Raw genomic sequence first — 15956 nt, forward strand, 5'->3', positions numbered from 1 at the left:
CGGATAGCGGAGATGTCGAGACAATGGGAGCGACACCAGCCTGGTTTTTATCAGCCCCCCAGCCCCCGGGCCGGATGCGTGAACATTGTCTCGACACCCCGATCTTTCTGCCCTGAGCCTGCACGAATCCGCACGCCATCAAAGTGAACGGGTGGCGGGCCGACCATCTCCCACATGGTGGTCGGTCCGTTCCTGCGGTTTGAATCCGACCGTCGCGCAGGATGTTTTCAAGGTTCGTAGCGAGCTGCGCCGATGATCGCGCTAGTCTGCGAGTCATGGGCCAGTACGGCCAGAGCCTGTTCCGGCTGCAGGCCGCAAATCGGCTCACCAGACCAGTCCTTGTACCGCACTGCAGTCACGACATTGGTCAGGGTGAGCGTCCGACCATGATTTTCACCGCTTTTAACAGAAACCGTCTTCGTACCGGGCCTGTACTCGACCAGGGCGAGCTTGCTCCCCACAGGAAGGTCGCCCTCAATACAGTGCATGCCAGCATGGGCGGCGAGTTTCAGGCTCGCTGGGATGGACGTTCCGATTGCAGTCGCCTCAGTCAGGCGAGGGCCATGATGGCGTCCAGCAACGACGAGCATGGGTGTGTAAACCCCCGAATCGAGCGCTGCGTCATAGGCTTTCTGGCGTTTGGTGAAATCCGGATGACCGAACGTATCCTTCCAGCCCAGATAATCCCAATAGGTCACGCCGTAAGATAGGGCGAGCACGTCCGTGTGACTCTGGTCCAGTTCCGTAACGAAGGCATTGGCGGGCGGACAGGATGAACAGCCCTGCGACGTGAACAGCTCGACAACGGCGGAAGGTTGCGAGGTCGTGGCCAGCGCAGGCGCAGCCAGTGCACTCAGCACGGCAATAGACAGGCAAGTGGATCTCATGAACATCGACTAGCGAGACCAGACCGAACCTGCCATGAACGACCGCATCACGTTGCGGTGAGGTTTGCCCTTATAACATAACGCGCTCATGCCGGGCTGGCGACCCGGGGCATCGGACCCGCAGCGCCAGACCTGTCATGCATAATCGCAATAGGCCCCGTCAGAGCGATGGCATGGGCGCGATATCCGGCTTGCCGTCGCCATCCATGTCGGGATCACCGTCCGCCGACAGCAGCACGGCGATCCAGCGGGTCGTCGTGAATTGCGCCAGAATGATCATCAGCACGACGGTCATCGGCGCGGAGAGAAACGCTCCGACACCGCCCCAGAGCGCGCCCCAGAGCGTCAGCGACAGGACGACGACCAGCGGGCTCATATTCATGCTATCGCCCATCATTTTGGGCTGCAGCGTATTGGCGACGACAAATTGCGCACCGAAAAGAACCCCGCCCAGAATGGCGACCTTGGCCAGACTGTCGAACTGCACCAGACCGAACAGGACCGGCATGACGACGGCAGCAAAGCCACCGACGATCGGAATATAGTTCAGGATGAAGATGACGAGAGCCCAGAACAGCGCATTGTCGAGCCCCAGCACAACCATGGCGATGTAGGAAATCACCGTCTGGATCAGACTGATGATGGTCTGAACCGAGATATAATCTTCGATCGAATGGCGGATGGATGATCCGATTCGCTGCGCCCGGGCCCGACGGATCTCATCCGGAAAGAGATTGTCCATCTTGGCCGGGAAGCCCGCCTGCGCCACGAACAGGAAGACGACGTAAATCGCGATCAGCATGAAGTCGGACAGGACCGCCTGAATGGTGGCGGCGAAACCGGCCAGCGCCCCCTGCAGCAACGCCGTGATACCGAACCGCGCATTGAGCGCAGAGTAGGACACATCTTGACCTGTCATGCGTCCGATCCAGCCAAAAATCTCATTGATACGGGCCTGATAGCGCGGCGCTTCGTCCACCACGGATCCAACCGTATCGGCGATCACGACAATCAGTCCGACGAGAGCGCCTACCGTAATGATGGCCGCAATCGTCAGGGCGAACCAGTAGGGAATTCGCTTCGAAATTCCGTCGATCGAGCGGGCAAGCGCATCAATCGCCAGCCAGAAAAACACCGCAAGCGCGAACGGTGCGACCAGGTCCCGCGTTACGAACAAGGTCCAGAAGACGGCGACCGTAGCGAGAACGAGGAGAGAGGATCGGATGGTAGTATCGGTTTGCATAGCCTGCCCCTTATTGCATTCGGTACGTCACCCTCATAACGGTTTTTGTCGGTCAGGGAGACGAAGCTATGAGCGAGACGATTTTCATCGGCACGGATACGGACGGTGTCCGGCAGGAACTCCGCCTGGACAAGGCCAATCGTCACGGGCTGATCGCCGGCGCGACCGGAACGGGCAAAACCGTCACCTTGCAAATCCTGACAGAAGGGTTTTCCAGTCACGGCGTCCCGGTCTTTGCCGCCGACGTAAAAGGCGACCTGTCCGGTCTGTCCCAGGCCGGATCGGAAAGCCACAAGCTGCACGACAAGCTGATCAAACGGGCCGAGAAGATCGGTCTGGATAATTATGGCTATACCGCGTTCCCGACCATCTTCTGGGACCTTTACGGTAAAAAGGGCCATCCCGTGCGCACGACCATTTCCGAAATGGGACCCGTGCTTCTGTCACGCCTGATGGGGCTCACGGAAACGCAGGAAGGGATCATGACGATCGCATTCGAATATGCCGATGATAACGGCATGTTACTGCTGGACCTCAAGGATCTGAATGCACTGCTGAACCATCTGGCGGAGAACCGGGCTGAGGTCAGCCGCGAATATGGGAATGTGACGGGGCAGAGCGTCGCCGCGATCCGTCGCGATCTGCTGACGCTGGAACGGGCTGGCGCGGAAGAGTTTTTTGGTGAGCCGGCATTGGAACTCGAAGACTTCATGCGGATCGACGCAGACGGTCCCAATGGAAAAAAGAGGGGAAAGGTCAATATTCTGGCGGCGGACGAATTGATCAATAGTCCGACTCTCTACGGGACGTTCCTGCTCTGGTTATTATCCGAACTGTTTGAAGAACTGCCCGAAGTCGGCAATCCCGATAAGCCGAAAATGATCTTCTTCTTTGATGAAGCGCACCTGCTGTTCGACGACGCACCCAAGCCGCTGATTCAGAAGATCGAGCAGGTCGCCCGCCTGATCCGGTCCAAGGGGGTCGGCGTCTATTTCGTGACCCAGAACCCGATGGATATTCCTGACAGCGTGCTGGGTCAGCTCGGCAACCGCATCCAGCATGCGCTGCGGGCCTATACGCCGAAGGAACAGCGCGCCGTGCGCGCCGCCGCCAGCAGCTTCCGTGAAAACCCGGCTTTCGACACAGAAGACGTCATCACCGATTTAGGTGTCGGCGAGGCCTTGGTCAGTCTGCTGGATGAACGCGGTGCGCCGGCTATTGTCGGGCGCACCATGATCCGGCCCCCGTCATCCCGGCTGGGCCCCGCAACGCAGGCCGAACGCAAGGCCGTACAGAATGATAGTCCCGTTGGCGCGAAGTACGACACGGCCATCGATCGCGAAAGCGCCTATGAGACGCTGGAATCCAGAGCCGAAGCCCGCGCCAAGCAAGAGGCTGCCGAAGCCAAGCGAGCAGAGCGCGAGAAGGCCAAAACCAAGGCCCCCACCAGACGACGCACGACCCGCAAGAAGGACAATGTCATCGTCAAGGAGCTGAAACGCGAAGGCCGCCTGATCATGCGCCGCGCCATGCGCAACGCAGTTCGCGGCATATTGGGCGGAATGATGCGGCGATAGTCACGCCAATGCTAACACGCTTTGCCCCCTCGCCAACCGGCTACCTGCATCTCGGCCATGCTTTTGCCGCGGCTGAAGCCTTCGGGCGTGGGCCGTGTCTTCTCCGGATCGAAGATATCGACCTGACACGCGCACGGCCTGAATTCTACGCTGCAATTAATGAGGATTTGCGCTGGCTTGGCTTTGACTGGCCGGAGCCTGTCCGAGTGCAAAGCCGACACCTGTCCGACTACGGTGCGGTGATCGACACGTTGGCGGGTCGCGGCCTTCTCTATGAGGATTTCACGACCCGGACCGGTCAGGAAAACCGGGACCTCCCCCCGGCGATCAAACTCTCGACCCCGGCAGCGATCAAGGCGATCGGGACGGACCGCCTGACCTTTATGGAAAGAGAGCGGGTCGTCACAATCGATCTCACCAAGTTGGAGGACAAGACAGTCGTGCGGCGGGATATCGGGACGAGTTATCATATCGCCGTCACTCATGATGACTGGATGCAGGGAGTCACAGATGTCACGCGCGGTCAGGATTTGTTCGAGAAGACCCGTGTGCATGTGCTGATTCAGACGCTGATGGGCTGGCCTGTGCCGCGCTATCATCATCACGGTCTGGTTATGGAAACGGGCGAGAAGAAGATGAGCAAGCGACGCGGATCGATGACCATTCACGCCCTGCGCGAACAGGGGCTAAGCTCTGAAGATGTTCTGAGCATGGCGCGGGAGCAAGCCGGAACCGGCTAAGCGCACGCTTGCGCTCTACTCTTCCCGACCCGCGCGCCGCATGGCGTCTGTGGCGGGTTTCAGCAGATATTCCAGCACACTGCGCGACTCCGTCTGCATGAAAGCTTCGGCAGGCATGCCAGGCAGCAAGGTCAAATTGTCGGGCAACCGGTTCAGCTCATCAGGCAGGAGGTCGACTTCGACTTCGTAATAAGGAAAGCCTGTTGTCGGATCGACCAGACGGTCCGGCGACACGCGCGCGACGAAGCCGTTCAGTTCCGGCGTCGAGCGCGCATTAAAAGCCGACAGGCGCAAGGTCGCCGGCTGCCCGGGATAGACCTGATCGATATCGGCGGGTTGAACCTGCGTCAGGATTATAAGCGCGGCGTCAGACGGGATGATCTGCATCAGATCGGCCCCCTGCTGCACCACACCGCCTGTCGTCGTGATCGCCAGATCGTGGACGACACCATTGACAGGAGAGGTGATGATAATGCGGTCGGATTGGGCCGAAGCGGCGATGAGCTGTTCGCGGAATCCCGAGGCCTCCGTCTCTGCCTGGCGCAGCTCGGTCAGGACTTCCGACTGCCGGTCGCGCGACAGCTGATCAATCTGGGCGCGGGTCTCGGTGATCTGGGATCGCAGGCGGTCGACTTCGGATTGACGCGACTGAATATCGCCCTGCAATCGCAGGGCTTCGCGTTCAAGCGCCAGAACGGCAGGCCGACCGATAAAGCCCTTGTCGAGAATGGTCTGCTTGTCGTCTCGCTCTTCGAGGACTTTTTCAAGCTGGTCCTGCGTAGCCTGGATGAGGGCGGACAAGCCGGTAATCTGACTTTCGGACTGATCGATGCGCTGGCGCAATTGTGCGCGCTGCCCGTCGCTGGCCGCGCGGCGGGCCGCAAACAGGTCACGCTGCCCGTTGATGGCCCGCGCGACACGCGGCTGGGATGCCGCCGCACCGAGCAAGTCCTGAGGAAATAGAATGGTCCGCAAGCCGTCCCGTTCGGCCTTCAGCCGTTCGACGCGTGCGCGGGTTTCGTTGAACTGAACTTCGATGATCTCGCGACTGGCATCGATTTCCGTCGGGTCCAGACGAATCAGCGGATCGCCCGTCGCGACTTTCGCCCCGTCCCGGACATAGATTTCCCCGACGACACCGCCGTCCAGATGCTGGATCACCGCTGGCTTGCCGTCCACAGCGACGAAACCCGGCGCGACGACGGCGCCCTTGATCGACGCTAGAGCCGCCCAGCCGAACAGACCGACGACCAGCAGGCCCACACCGATATAGCCGATACGCAAATAGCGCTGATAGCTTGGCTGCGGCGGCGCGGTCGGCGCAGAAGTGGAGGCCGACGCCATGGCGGACGCCAGGGCCGCGCCCAGTTCGGCAGGCAAAGGCGCGTTCACAACGTCTCTCCCTGACCGGGTCGCTTAAGGGTCATTGGAACAGCACCGGAGACGGGACCGGCAGACCGGGGCATTGGTACAGGTTTGACCCCTGACGGCGTTTTGGTTCCAGACCGGGCTTTGGTTTTAGGTGCAACCTTGCTGTCAGGCGCAGGCTTGGACGCATCTCCCGTTTTATCAGTCGCGGCTGTTCTGCCCGCCCCCTTCTTACGGACGACACTAGCCTTTGCAGCCTCGACCCGTTCCCGCATCTGGGCCATTACATCCTCTTTGAGGCCGAACGCTTCCTGCTGGCCGTCACGCAATGACAGGATCAAATCGACAGCCGCGATCGCCGACGGGCGGTGCGCCATGACGATGACGGCGGCACCGTCTTCGCGCGCTTTGGCTATCGCCCGCGTCAGCGCTTGATCCCCCTCCTGATCCAGGCTTGCATTGGGTTCGTCCAGCACGATCAATTTTGGGGTGCCGAACAGCGCCCGTGCCAGACCGATCCGTTGCGTCTGACCACCAGACAGGACGGTCTGACCCGGCCCGATCAGAGAATCGTAGCCGTCGGGCAGTTTCAGGATCAGTTCATGCACGCCCGCCCACTGGGCGGCTGCAATGACGTCTTCGTCGGTCGCGTGCGGATCAAACCGGGCGATGTTCTCCGCGATCGTTCCGTCGAACAGCTCGACGGTCTGCGGCAGATATCCGATCTTCTGTCCGATGACGGTCCGGTCCCATTGATCGAACGTCGCCCCGTCAATGCGGATTGACCCCCGCTGCGGAGTCCAGACTCCGACCAGCAGCCGGGCCAGCGTCGATTTGCCGGATGCGCTCGGCCCGATCACGCCCAGACCCTGCCCTGGCCGGACTTCGAAATTCAACCCGCTGAGCACCGCACGGGACGCGCCGGGCGGTCCTGCCGTCACGTCCTGCACGGTCAGATGTCCAGTTGGGTCTGGCAGCTGGGTCGGAGGCTGGCTGATGGTTTCATCCAGATGAAATTCATTCAGACGCTCATAAGCATCCCTGGACTGACCGACGCTGCGCCACTGGCCGACGACCATCTGTACGGGCGCGAGCGCGCGACCCAGAATGATCGAGCCGGCAATCATCGCACCCGGCGTAATGATCTGCTGGATTGCCAGAGCCCCGCCAGCGCCCAGCATGGCGGACTGTAAAAACATGCGAAAGGATTTGGTGAAGGCGGTCGCGCCGCCCGTCCGGTCTGCCGCATTGACCGTCTCGCGTGAGCCAGTTGAATTGAACTGCGCCCATCGGGCCCGGATATGATCGGTCATGCCCATCGCCTGCACGGCTTCGGCATTGCGCTGCGCAGAGGCTGCAAAAGCCTGCTCCAGCCGTCGCATTTTAAGGCTTTCAGCCATCGGCTTGGCCACGCGTTTGGATGAAATGATCGCCGAGATCAGAATGATCAGCGTTCCGACAATAGCCAGAACGCCGAGTGTCCAGTGCAAAAAGAAGATGAGCGCAATGAAGGCGGGAACCCAAGGCAAATCGAAAAAGGCACCGGGCGCATTGCCGGAAAGAAATTGCCGGATCGTCGAAATATCGGATAGAGGCGCGGAGCGTGTTGCTGCTCCGCCTTGCGAACTGCGCCGCAGCCAAGGCGCAAAGGTGCGGGAATTCATGATCCCTTCGAAGTCATCGGCGACTCGGACAAGCACGCGTGAACGCCAGAAATCGAACAGACCCATAAATGCGTAGAGCATCAGCATGGCGACAGAGATGAAAATCAGTGTCGCCATGGACCGGCTCATCAGCACGCGGTCATAGACCTGCAGCATGTAGATCGGGCCAGTCAGCATCAGGAGATTGACGAAAAAGGAAAATATGCCGATCCCAACGAAAGCCGAGCGGGCCTTGGCCAGCACTTCGCCGACGGGCGAGCGTAAGCCGGTCCGATCCGGGGCATCACCCGATCCGTTCTTCGTCTTTCGGGCCGCTGCGCCCATAGATTGACCCCATTCTCCGCGTGATCTGCACCCGCAGCATCCCGTCCATGGACTTGCCATACAGCAGCTTGCAAGTCGATGACCAGCGACCAAGGCAGGATGGCGGATTACAACCGCTGTTATCCGGTGCCCTGATATAGAACCTATTCTGAACAGCTTGCGTCTGAAATTTAATGGATAGAGGCGCTATTTCGGCCCGATTGATGGGCGCGCATGCTGGACCCGCTCACAATCTGCGGATAAGGCCAGACTGAGAATCGGCTGACAGGTCGATCATCATCTATTCGTCCAGGGGCGGCCATTATTATCATGCCATCGCCGGAAATCGATACTCAGAGCAAGCATGGGCTCGGCCGTCGCGCGCGACGTGCCCTGTCGCGTTCTGCTGTTCCTGTCCTTGCGGTCGGCCTGACGGCGGCCCTGCTGGGTAGCAGCGCGGCATTGGCACAAGTCGGTCTGGAGCAGACCGCCGCCGGCACGAACCGCCCGCTACAGCTGGCCGCCGACAGCCCTTTTCGCGACCCCGACACGATCTATCTGGAAGCGGACGAGCTGATCAATGATGAAGCCGCCAGCATGCTGACGGCGATCGGCGAAGTGGAAGGGCGTTATCAGGACCGCACCCTACGCGCCAACCGGGTTGATTACGATCTGACGACGGGGCAGGTTCTCGCATCGGGCGATGTGGTTCTGATCGACGCCACGGGCGACATTCAATATGCGGACAAGCTGGAATTGTCTGACGAACTGCAAGCCGGAACGGCTGCCAATTTCACCGCACGACTGGCCACGGGGGCGACGACCTCCGCGCGGTTCGTCAACCGTTCCGAAGCGGGCGAAGTCGAACTATTCAACGCGACCTACACGGCCTGCGAACTGTGCGAAAATTCCGAAGGCGAGGTCAAAAATCCGACCTGGCGACTGAAAGCCCGCCGGGTCAAACAGGACAGCGAAACCCGCACCATCCGTTATAATAATGCCGTACTGGAACTGTTCGGCATTCCGATTTTCTATACCCCCTACCTCGCCCACCCCGATCCCAGCCAGGACCGGGCGTCCGGGCTGTTGACGCCGACCATCGGCTTGTCGGGCGCGCGCGGGTTTCAGGCGCGTCTCCCTTATTATTGGGCAATCGACGACTACACCGAAGCCACGATCACGCCGCATCTATACACCAAGGTCAATCCGCTGCTGGAACTACAGGCCAGACGCAAGTTCGCGACCGGCGAAATCAATTTCGCCGGATCGGTCACCCACGGGACCTTGTTCGACCGGGACGGCATTCCGCTGGATGATCCAGCACAGTTTATCATTCCCTCACAAGCCGAGACTGGACCGGAAACATCCAGCCACTTTTTCCTCGATGGCTATTTCAAGCCGTCCGACATCTGGAGCTATGGCTATACGGCCATGTTGCAATCCGACGACACTTATCTGCGTCGTTATGGCTTGTCGCAGCAGTTCAAGTCCAACGGGCTGATCCCCGCAGAGCCGCTGATCAATACCAATCAGGCTTTCGTCGCCGGACAAGGCGACAATTTCCGGGTGTCTGTCCTCGCCGCCGGCTTCCAGGCTGTCCGCAGCGGTTATTTCGGGGATCCTGCGACCGGACTGATTTTCCTCTCAGAAGATGACAATTCGCTACTGCCGATCATCGCGCCCAAGATCACGGGTGAGTATTACGTCACCGACCCCGTTATTGGCGGTCGATTACGGCTGAGCGGCGATGCCACCTATCTGACGCGTGAAACAGGCAATGACTATGGGCGCGCCTCTGCCGGGCTCGACTATTCCAAGACCTGGATTGCGCCGGGCGGCTTGGAGGTCAAACCTTTCGCCTGGGGTCGGTTCGATCGTTATGACCTCGTCACAGCCACCGATGCGGACATCGCATTTGATCGGACCATTGGTCAGGTTGGTGTAGATATTCGCTACCCGTTCATTCGTCCCGGAAAATCCGTCGATCTTGTCATCGAACCGCGCATTCAGGTGACGGAAAGCTTTGGCGACGCCAAGCTGGGCCAGTTTATCGATCCGAATAACGGAGCCCTGCTCTATGAGGACGGGTTTTCGGCCGATCTGGACGTGATTTCTCTGTTTCAACCCAACAAAGCCGATGGTTACGACTTCTTCCAGGAAGGTCGACGCATCGATGTCGGGGCCAGTTTCAAGGCGCAGTGGGACATGTGGAGCCAGCCTAGCGAATTCTCCGTCTTCGGCGGACAGAGTTTTGCGGACGGCGTGCAGGGATCGTTCTTTGTCGGTTCGGGTCTGATCAATTCCAATTCCGACTATGTCGCCAATGTCGGCATCAATCTCGGCAACAAGCTGATCTCGGATACGCGTCTGCGCTATGACCCGGATCGCAGCGTGCTGTCCCGGGTCGAGTCGCGCCTGACGGCCAGATCGAAATATGTGACGCTGAGTGGTCGCTACTTCAAACTCAACACGCCTCCAGCAGTCATCACGACCATTCCAGGCATTCCGCCGGAAGAAGTGTCCGGCAGCATCACGCTGACGCCGTTTGGCAATTTTTCGATCGGCTATAATCTGGTGCGCGATCTGAATGATAATGTGACCCGGTCACAGGGCGGCAATCTGTCATGGACGGATAATTGCACCACCTTGTCGCTGTTCTTCGTCAAGCAGGACTTCAACAATGATGTGATACAGAATGACGCGTCATTCGGCTTCCGCATCACGCTGGCAACGCTGGGTGGGGTGGGGTCCCAGTAAAGATTTTCCAGCAAACGTTTTCCAATACGCAATTCAGGCGGATAACCGCTAGCCGACAAACGCCTTTTCGATGACATATTGCGCCGGCTCGGAGTTGGAGCCTTCACTGAGCCCGAATCCGTCGACGAGCGCCGCTGTATCGTCGATCATCTCTTTCGACCCGCAGATCATCACCCGGTCCGTCTCCGGATCGAGCGGCGATGTGCCAGCCACTTCAAAGAGTTTGCCCGTCTCGATCAGCGTCGTGATCCGTCCGGTCAGCGGATGATCTTCGCGAGTCAGCGATGTGATCAGTTTCAATTTGGGCGTCCCGTCATCACGGACAACCATTTCACCGACCAGTGGATCATTGATCAGGTTCGCGACCAGGCGTTGCGAATATTGCAGTTCCGCAGCTTCGCGACATGTATGGGTCACAATAACCTCATCATAACGATCGTAGGTCTCGGGATCACGGATCAGTGACGCAAACGGCGCAAAGCCCGTCCCGGTTGAAAACATCCAGAGCCGCTTTCCGGGAAGCAGCGCATCGAGGACGAGGGTTCCTACAGGCTTGCGGCCCAGCAGAACCGTATCGCCTGGCACAATCATCTGCAGGCGCGACGTCAGCGGGCCATCCGGGACTTTAATGGAATAGAATTCCAGCTTGTCGTCCCAAGCCGGGCTGGCGACGGAATAGGCCCGCATGATCGGACGTTTCTGATCTTCGGTCTTGGGTAAGCCGATCATGATGAACTCGCCCGTGCGGAAACGGAATGAGGACGGACGCGTTATGGAGAAAGCGAACAGTCGATCCGTAAAATGCTCGACTTCGAGCACGGTTTCTTCCGTGGGCGCATTGGACATGACAGACTTTCCTAGAGTACGAATCCGGCTTGCGCTTCATTCGCGGCGCGGAGCCTCTAACGAAGACGGGTCAGACTGACAATAGATGATATAACGAACAATTGTTCTTTATATAGAACAGAATGTTTATGCGGCAATCACGTTTTCGACAGAGTTGATACCCGACTTTTATCGACCTATCGCAAGACGCCTGCCCGATCCTCCTTTATGGAGAGCTTGATGACTGACTTCCGACTGCATGACGACTTTCCTGACCGAACCCGTGACGACTGGCACAGCTTGGCTGAAAAAGGGCTGCGCGGGGCTGATTTCGACACGCTGATCAGCCGGACCGAGGACGGGCTGACGCGCGGCCCCCTTTTTGACCGGGACGGGCGCCCGGATGGGCACACAGCGCGATCACGCACTGATACCCCTCACCTTGAAGGGCGTCCGTGGCATATCTGCGCCCCCGTAACCGATCCCGATCTTGGGTTTGCCAATGCACAGCTGCTCGCTGACCTGAAAGGCGGGGCAAGCGCTGTGCGGATCGATAGCAAGGGCGTGACGCGCCGCGCCGATCTGAAACGCCTGCTCGAAGGCGTCTATCTGGATCTGGTGCCGGTGGTGTTCGCACCCGACTGCCAGGCCGCTGAACACGCACTGAACCTGCCGGACCTGACAGACGCACATGTCAGCCTTGGCCTCGATCCGCTGCGGGAAAAGCCGGATTGCCCTGACCCATGGCGGCCCTTTACGGCTAATGCGGCGGCCATTCATGAAGCAGGCGGAACGGACGCTCTGGAGCTGGCCGGATTTGCCGCGACGACCGCCGAAGCGTTTCGGCGTCATGGGCCCGCTCTGCATCAACAAATAAGCGTACTCCTGGCTGTCGGCCCGGACGCCCATCTGAACATCATCAAACTGCGTGCCGCGCGGCATATCTTTGCCGCCATCGCCGACGCTTTCGGCGTCGAAAAACCCACCTTGCCGGTGCATGCCATCACCAGTCTGCGCATGATGCAGGCGCAGGACGCTTGGACCAACATGCTTCGCACCATGAGTGCCGGATTTGGTGCCGTCACGGGCGGGGCGGACTATATCACTGTGCGCCCGTTCACGGACACGCCACATGAGCGACGGATCGGCGACGCCACACCCTTTGGCTACCGTGTCGCCCGCAACCAGCAATTGCTGATGATGGAAGAAAGCCATCTGGGTCACGTCCGGGACGTGGCCTATGGCAGCTATTTCCATGAACGACTGACAGAGGATCTCGCACAATCGGCCTGGCAGAAATTCCAATCTATCGAAGCGCAAGGCGGGATCCAGGCCTATGCCAGCAGCGGAGATTTCAAGGCGGATTGCGACGCGGCCATACAGATGCGTGCCGATGCTGACGTCCCTGTTCTCGGCGTAACTCTCCATCCAAGCGACGATGTGCCTGCACCGGAGGTCCGGACATGAGCCTTCCCGATTTCACAGACATGCCCCTGCCCATCACGGCAGAGGCAACGCGCCAGTCCGGTCCGGCATGGAAATCCCCGGAAGGAATCGATGTTGCCGCCGCTTACGGTCCCGATGACGTCCGGTCTCTAGATCATCTCAACACCTATCCCGGTCTCGAACCCTATCTGCGCGGTCCCTACCCGACCATGTTCGTGCAAAGGCCTTGGACGATCCGGCAATATGCGGGCTTTTCGACGGCAGAAGATTCCAATGCCTTTTATCGTCGCAATCTGGCTGCGGGCCAGAAAGGCCTGTCCGTCGCCTTCGATCTGGCCACACATCGGGGGTACGATTCGGACCATCCGCGTGTTGCTGGCGATGTCGGCATGGCGGGCGTTGCGATCGATTCCATCTACGATATGCGCGTACTGTTCGACCAGATTCCCCTCGGGAAGATGAGCGTCTCAATGACCATGAACGGAGCCGTTCTACCGGTTCTGGCGCTCTATATTGCAGCCGCAGAGGAACAAGGCGTGGATCAGGCGCAACTCTCCGGGACCATTCAGAACGACATTCTGAAAGAGTTCATGGTGCGCAATACCTATATCTACCCGCCCACGCCGAGCATGCGGATTATCGGTGATATCTTCGCGCACACCTCGGCGCACATGCCGAAGTTCAACTCCATATCGATTTCCGGTTATCACATGCAGGAAGCGGGAGCCTCGGCCGATATTGAACTGGGCTACACGCTGGCTGACGGGCTTGAATATGTTCGCACAGGTCTGGCGGCCGGAATGGACGTTGACCGCTTCGCGCCGCGCCTGTCCTTCTTCTGGGCCATTGGCATGAATTATTTCATGGAAGTGGCGAAGATGCGGGCCGCGCGACTGCTCTGGGCGCAATTGATCAAACCGTTTGGTCCGGATAATCCGAAATCGACCATGTTGCGTACGCACTGCCAGACATCTGGCTGGTCCCTGACTGCGCAGGATGTGTTCAACAATGTCGGGCGCACACATATCGAAGCCATGGCCGCCGTGGATGGCCACACGCAGAGCCTGCACACCAATTCACTGGATGAAGCGCTGGCTCTTCCAACGGACTTCTCCGCCCGGATAGCCCGCAATACGCAGATCTTTCTGCAAACCGAAGGCGGCCATACCCAGACCATTGATCCATGGGGCGGGAGCTATTATGTCGAGGCGCTGACCCAACAACTCGCCGACAAGGCGCTTGCCCATATCCGCGAAGTGGAAGCTCTGGGCGGCATGGCAAAAGCGATCGAAGCCGGCATTCCAAAATTGCGGATCGAAGAATCGGCGGCCCGTATCCAGGCCCGAATCGACAGCGGCGCGCAGACAGTGGTTGGGGTCAACCGTTACGTCGCGGACCAGGACCGCGATATCCCGATCCTGACGGTGGACAATGCGGCTGTACGAAAAGGTCAGATTGCCCGTCTGCGTCAACTTAAGGCAGACCGCGATCCGGGAGCCGTCGCCGATGCGCTCGACGCGCTGACGAAAAGTGCGGATATCGGCGAAGGCAACCTGCTTGAACTGGCTGTGGACGCCGCCCGCAAGAAAGCCACCGTCGGCGAGATCAGTGACGCGCTGGAAAAGGTCTATGGCCGCTATGAAGCCAAGCCTGCGGGCGTGTCGGGCGTCTATTCCTCCGCCTTTGATGATCGCAACCCGTCCTACCGGGAGGCGCAGTCCCGCGTCAGCGCCTTTGCCGAACTGGAAGGGCGCAAGCCCCGCATCCTGATCGCCAAAATGGGACAGGACGGCCATGACCGCGGTCAGAAAGTCGTTGCGACAGCTTTCTCCGACCTTGGGTTCGATGTCGTCATCGGCCCGCTTTTTCAGACGCCGGAGGAAGCAGCTGCGCTCGGCGTTGACCAGTGTGTGGACATCATTGCCGCCTCGTCACTGGCGGCGGGTCATCTGACGCTCGTGCCTGGCCTGCGCGATGCGCTCGCGGATCAGGGGCGCTCCGATATTCTGATCATTGTCGGCGGCGTCATTCCGCCCGAAGATGTCGATAGGTTGAAGGCAATGGGCGCCAAAGCCGTCTTTCCCCCCGGCACGAACATTCCGGACGCCGTGCTGGAGGTTCTCGATGTGGTCAACATGCGGCTCAGCCAAGGGGCGTGAGCGCTACTGAAATTCCAACCGCTCCTGCGAAGCGAAGAAGAGCGACGCGACCTCACTATCCTTGACGCTATCCGTGGCCGGCAAGGATAGAATCTTGCGGATCGTCTGCTGACGCTCGATCAAGGCCGTTTCGAAATCCGCTTCGATCTTGTCGCGCGTGCCGCTCACCTCAAGCCCTTTCATCAGGGCTTCATAAATATCGACACGCCCCATCAGAAAATAGCTTTCATAAAGGATTTTCGACGCAATCTTTTCGTGGATGTCCCGGTAGGATAGCTGCTCCAGCATCCTTTCGACCGGCTTGACGATGAAATCCAGCTCCTCACGGACCTGCGGCATCAGCAGATAGAGCCGTTTTATCTTCAGCATCTGCGCTTCGATCGCGGCGATCTTGGCTGGATCGGCCTGATTATTTGCGACGATGACGATATCGATATCGGAGCCGTTAACCGGCACTTCCAGCGTTGCATGACGGCGAAGCGTATCATGCGCCAGAAAATAGGCGATGTCGCCGGACAGGAAGACGACGCAATGCGCGTTCAGCTCCGCCTGAAGGTCTGGGGCCAGTTCCAGCAAAGCCTGTCTGGCACGCGAGAGCTTCCGTAGCGAAATGCTGCGAAACTTGTTGGCCAACAATGTCCCGGCTTCGACCGCAGGGATTGCCTGTTCGGGCAAATAGATGAGACTGAATGTCAGAAAATCGCGCAAGATCGATGGCGACAGCCGTAGCGCATTGTCACGCTTGATATCGTAGCGCAGATAGTAACGCGCGCAATTCCGAATGCGGATCTTGTGCGACACATAACAGGCTCGCCACAGCTCGATCGGTGGAACATCGGGGAACCATTCGGACAGGGTGGCCCCGACCGTCGGGCCGTTCTTATTCAGCAATTTGACAATGTTGCTGACCAGCGCCTTCATCTGCTCGGAGATGGGATGATCGGCATAGGCCGGCAAATGGGACAGCGTATCGTCGTCTGTGCTCAT

Annotated in this window: 11 protein-coding genes; 5 read left to right on the plus strand and 6 right to left on the minus strand. The window is 59.2% G+C overall.

Features of this window, described 5'->3' with window-relative positions:
- Positions 1–227: 227 nt before the first annotated feature.
- Both AB6B39_RS14360 and AB6B39_RS14365 read right to left on the minus strand, forming a co-directional pair.
- Positions 228–887, minus strand: a complete 660-nt coding sequence (locus AB6B39_RS14360; RefSeq protein ID WP_284372592.1) for a DUF1223 domain-containing protein — start codon at positions 885–887, stop codon at positions 228–230.
- Positions 888–1047: 160 nt separating this feature from the next.
- Positions 1048–2130 (minus strand): AI-2E family transporter, encoded by a 1083-nt coding sequence (locus tag AB6B39_RS14365; RefSeq protein ID WP_284372591.1) that lies wholly within the window; start codon positions 2128–2130, stop codon positions 1048–1050.
- 68 nt (positions 2131–2198) lie between these two features.
- Between AB6B39_RS14365 and AB6B39_RS14370 the strand changes: the two genes are divergently transcribed.
- Positions 2199–3707: a helicase HerA-like domain-containing protein gene (locus AB6B39_RS14370; RefSeq protein WP_284372590.1), complete on the plus strand. Its 1509-nt coding sequence runs from the start codon at positions 2199–2201 to the stop codon at positions 3705–3707.
- Positions 3708–3715: 8 nt separating this feature from the next.
- Positions 3716–4447 (plus strand): glutamate--tRNA ligase family protein, encoded by a 732-nt coding sequence (locus AB6B39_RS14375; RefSeq protein WP_284372589.1) that lies wholly within the window; start codon positions 3716–3718, stop codon positions 4445–4447.
- 15 nt (positions 4448–4462) lie between these two features.
- Here AB6B39_RS14375 and AB6B39_RS14380 read toward each other — a convergent pair whose 3' ends face one another.
- Together AB6B39_RS14380 and AB6B39_RS14385 are read right to left on the minus strand one after the other, a co-directional pair.
- Positions 4463–5839 (minus strand): HlyD family type I secretion periplasmic adaptor subunit, encoded by a 1377-nt coding sequence (locus AB6B39_RS14380; protein ID WP_284372588.1) that lies wholly within the window; start codon positions 5837–5839, stop codon positions 4463–4465.
- Positions 5836–7803 (minus strand): type I secretion system permease/ATPase, encoded by a 1968-nt coding sequence (locus AB6B39_RS14385; RefSeq protein ID WP_284372587.1) that lies wholly within the window; start codon positions 7801–7803, stop codon positions 5836–5838. Before AB6B39_RS14385 ends, AB6B39_RS14380 begins: the two co-directional genes overlap by 4 nt.
- A 309-nt stretch (positions 7804–8112) precedes the next feature.
- Here AB6B39_RS14385 and AB6B39_RS14390 point away from each other — a divergent pair, with 309 nt between their 5' ends.
- Positions 8113–10539 carry an LPS-assembly protein LptD gene (locus AB6B39_RS14390; protein ID WP_284372586.1) on the plus strand — a complete coding sequence of 809 codons (2427 nt, stop codon included), beginning with the start codon at positions 8113–8115 and terminating at the stop codon, positions 10537–10539.
- Between the two features lie 48 nt (positions 10540–10587).
- Here the strand turns inward: AB6B39_RS14390 and AB6B39_RS14395 are convergent, their stop codons facing one another.
- Positions 10588–11385 (minus strand): ferredoxin--NADP reductase, encoded by a 798-nt coding sequence (locus tag AB6B39_RS14395; protein ID WP_284372585.1) that lies wholly within the window; start codon positions 11383–11385, stop codon positions 10588–10590.
- A gap of 219 nt (positions 11386–11604) precedes the next feature.
- Here AB6B39_RS14395 and AB6B39_RS14400 point away from each other — a divergent pair, with 219 nt between their 5' ends.
- Together AB6B39_RS14400 and scpA are read left to right on the plus strand one after the other, a co-directional pair.
- Positions 11605–12831, plus strand: coding sequence for a methylmalonyl-CoA mutase family protein (locus AB6B39_RS14400; RefSeq protein ID WP_284372584.1), 1227 nt, complete (start codon positions 11605–11607; stop codon positions 12829–12831).
- Positions 12828–14969: a methylmalonyl-CoA mutase gene (gene scpA, locus AB6B39_RS14405; protein WP_284372583.1), complete on the plus strand. Its 2142-nt coding sequence runs from the start codon at positions 12828–12830 to the stop codon at positions 14967–14969. Before AB6B39_RS14400 ends, scpA begins: the two co-directional genes overlap by 4 nt.
- A gap of 3 nt (positions 14970–14972) precedes the next feature.
- Here the strand turns inward: scpA and AB6B39_RS14410 are convergent, their stop codons facing one another.
- Positions 14973–15956: a hypothetical protein gene (locus AB6B39_RS14410; RefSeq protein WP_284372582.1), complete on the minus strand. Its 984-nt coding sequence runs from the start codon at positions 15954–15956 to the stop codon at positions 14973–14975.

This window comes from Algimonas porphyrae, from assembly GCF_041429795.1.
GTDB lineage: Bacteria > Pseudomonadota > Alphaproteobacteria > Caulobacterales > Maricaulaceae > Litorimonas > Litorimonas porphyrae.

Coding starts and splice junctions, on each gene's coding strand:
- AB6B39_RS14385 (WP_284372587.1), bottom strand. CDS start 7,803: ATGGGCGCAGCGGCCCGAAAGACGAAGAACGGATCGGGTGATGCCCCG.
- AB6B39_RS14370 (WP_284372590.1), top strand. CDS start 2,199: ATGAGCGAGACGATTTTCATCGGCACGGATACGGACGGTGTCCGGCAG.
- AB6B39_RS14365 (WP_284372591.1), bottom strand. CDS start 2,130: ATGCAAACCGATACTACCATCCGATCCTCTCTCCTCGTTCTCGCTACG.
- AB6B39_RS14390 (WP_284372586.1), top strand. CDS start 8,113: ATGCCATCGCCGGAAATCGATACTCAGAGCAAGCATGGGCTCGGCCGT.
- AB6B39_RS14400 (WP_284372584.1), top strand. CDS start 11,605: ATGACTGACTTCCGACTGCATGACGACTTTCCTGACCGAACCCGTGAC.
- AB6B39_RS14375 (WP_284372589.1), top strand. CDS start 3,716: ATGCTAACACGCTTTGCCCCCTCGCCAACCGGCTACCTGCATCTCGGC.
- AB6B39_RS14410 (WP_284372582.1), bottom strand. CDS start 15,956: ATGAGCACAGACGACGATACGCTGTCCCATTTGCCGGCCTATGCCGAT.
- AB6B39_RS14395 (WP_284372585.1), bottom strand. CDS start 11,385: ATGTCCAATGCGCCCACGGAAGAAACCGTGCTCGAAGTCGAGCATTTT.
- AB6B39_RS14360 (WP_284372592.1), bottom strand. CDS start 887: ATGAGATCCACTTGCCTGTCTATTGCCGTGCTGAGTGCACTGGCTGCG.
- scpA (WP_284372583.1), top strand. CDS start 12,828: ATGAGCCTTCCCGATTTCACAGACATGCCCCTGCCCATCACGGCAGAG.